Annotated in this window: 3 protein-coding genes; all 3 read left to right on the top strand. The window is 64.2% G+C overall.

Going from position 1 to position 2,454, the window contains the following annotated elements; all coding sequences use genetic code 11:
* The first annotated feature begins 87 nt into the window (after nt 1–87).
* The 3 genes from tnpA (at nt 88) to tnpC (ending at nt 2,422) form a co-directional block, all read left to right on the top strand.
* Nucleotides 88–456 carry an IS66-like element accessory protein TnpA gene (tnpA, locus tag EBB56_RS21730; protein WP_124805332.1) on the top strand — a complete coding sequence of 123 codons (369 nt, stop codon included), beginning with the start codon at nt 88–90 and terminating at the stop codon, nt 454–456.
* A complete protein-coding gene (tnpB, locus tag EBB56_RS21725) occupies nt 453–788 on the top strand; it encodes an IS66 family insertion sequence element accessory protein TnpB (protein WP_185696498.1) in 336 nt (111 codons plus the stop codon). The genes tnpA and tnpB overlap by 4 nt, the downstream gene beginning before the upstream one ends.
* A gap of 83 nt (nt 789–871) precedes the next feature.
* Nucleotides 872–2,422, top strand: coding sequence for an IS66 family transposase (gene tnpC, locus EBB56_RS21720; protein WP_124805330.1), 1,551 nt, complete (start codon nt 872–874; stop codon nt 2,420–2,422).
* Nucleotides 2,423–2,454 lie beyond the last annotated feature (32 nt).

Raw genomic sequence — 2,454 nt, 5'->3', positions numbered from 1 at the left:
AGCGTATCCGGCCGGTGAACACACCTTCCGTTGAGCTCCGACTTCGATGACGGTAGGTGTCCACCTATTGCTTAGTGGACACCTACGATGAGTGAGTTAAGCGTACTGGAGGCGCCTCGAAAGCGCCGCCGCTTTACAGCCGAGTTCAAGGCCAGGATCGTCGAAGCGTGCCAACAACCCGGTGCCTCAGTGGCCGGCATCGCGTTGGAGCATGCCCTGAACGCCAATCTGGTCCATAAGTGGATCCGTGAGGCTCGGCGGTCGGCGCCGGTGAAGGATACCCCGGCATTTGTCCCGGTTCCGATGGCCAGAACCGCCACACCAGCGGCGGGCCAGCATCGGGAAGCCGAGCGTATTCGCCTTTCACTGCCGAGTCCCCAAGGCACGGTGACCATCGAATGGCCAGTGTCCGATGCTCAGGGCTGTCGGGCGCTGCTTCGGGACCTGCTGTCGTGATCCGTATCGACGAGATCTGGCTGGCCACCGAGCCGTTGGACATGCGCGCCGGCCCCGACACGGCGCTGGCCCGGGTGGTGAAGGTGTTCGGCACCGCCCGCCCACACTGTGCCTATCTGTTCGCCAACCGGCGCGGCAACCGCATGAAGGTGCTGATCCACGATGGCCTGGGGGTCTGGCTGTGCGCGCGCCGTCTCAATCAAGGCAAGTTCCACTGGGCCGGTAACTGGCACGGCGACCGGGTGGAACTGTCGTCGGAGCAAGTGGCGGCACTGGTCCAGGGCCTGCCCTGGCAGCGCATCGGCCCGGCGGGGGCCATTTCGGTGGTGTAAGCCTCGTCGGCACAGAAGGCGAACCCTGGCCATTCGATGATCCGCGCATCCCCTTGCTGCCGGTGGACTGGCATAATCGCCGGATGAACATGCCACCCGACCTGTCCCAGCTCTCACCCGATCAGCTCCGCCACCTGGCGGCAACGCTGATGTCGCAGGTGGAGGAAAAGGATCGGGCGCTGGCACAAAGCCAGGAAACGCTACGCCACACCGAGCAGGTCAACCAGAAGCTGACCTTTGAGCTGGCGCTGCTCAAGCGCCACGCCTTCGGCAAGCGCAGCGAACAGCTCAACGTCCTGCAGATCAGCCTCCTGGACGAGGTGGTGGATGCCGACATCGCCGCCATCGAGGCCGAGCTGGAAGCACTCGCTACCCCGGCGACGGTGCCCGCCACCAAGCAAAAGCCCAAACGCCAGCCCCTGCCCGACGACCTGCCGCGTGTCGAGATCCGACACGAGCCCGACAGCGAGCACTGCACGTGCGGCTGCCAGCGGCGCCGCATTGGCGAGGAAATCAGCGAGAAGCTCGACTACACGCCGGGCGTGTTTACCGTCGAGCGGCATATCCGCGGCAAGTGGGTCTGCGATGCGTGCGAGACACTGATTCAGGCACCGATGCCGGTCCATGTGATCGACAAGGGCATCCCCACCTCGGGGTTACTGGCTCAGGTGATGATCGCCAAGTACGCCGACCATCAGCCGCTCTACCGCCAATCACAGATATTTGCCCGCGCCGGCGTGGAGATACCCCGCTCCACTCTGGCGGAATGGATCGGCATCTGCGGGGTGCGGCTGCAGCCACTCGTTGATGCCCTGCGCGAGACCCTGCTCACCGAACCGATACTGCATGCCGATGAAACGCCGGTACCGATGCTGGCTCCGGGCAAGAAAAAGACCCATAAGGCCTACCTTTGGGCCTATGCCACTACGCCCTACGCCGCGCTGAAGGCGGTGATCTACGACTTCGCGCCCGGGCGCGGCGGCCAGCATGCCCGGGACTTCCTCGATGAGTGGAAAGGCAAGCTGATCTGCGACGACTACGGCGGCTACAAACAGAGCTTTGCCAACGGCGTGACCGAAATCGGCTGCATGGCTCATGCGCGACGCAAGTTCGTCGACCTGCATGTGGCCGGCAAGAGCCAGATTGCCGAGCAGGCCATCGAGCTCATCGGCCAGCTCTACCAGGTGGAGCGCGAGGCCCAGTCGCTGAGTGGTGAAGAACGCCAGCGGCGACGCGACACCCGAGCGAGGCCCATTGCCGACGCCTTACATCGCTGGATGCTGGCTCATCGCGAGAAGGTGCCGAACGGCTCGGCGACGGCCAAGGCACTGGATTACAGCCTAAAACGCTGGACGGCGCTGACGCGCTATCTCGATGACGGCAGACTGCCGATCGACAACAACCGGGTGGAGAACCTGATCCGCCCCTGGGCGCTGGGCCGTTCGAACTGGCTATTTGCCGGCTCACTGCGCAGCGGCCAGCGCGCCGCCACCATCATGAGCCTGATCCAGACTGCCAAGCTGAATGGCCATGAACCGCATGCCTACCTGAAAGACGTGCTGGCTCGGCTGCCGACCCAGAAGGCCAGCCAGATCCACGAACTCTTGCCGCAGCACTGGAAGCCGGCAGACTGATCACTGAAAGAGGGTGATGCCCGGGCGCTTAC

This window comes from Halomonas sp. YLB-10, assembly GCF_003856855.1.
Lineage (GTDB): Bacteria > Pseudomonadota > Gammaproteobacteria > Pseudomonadales > Halomonadaceae > Halomonas > Halomonas litopenaei.
This window is presented reverse-complemented; position numbering and strand designations above follow the sequence as displayed.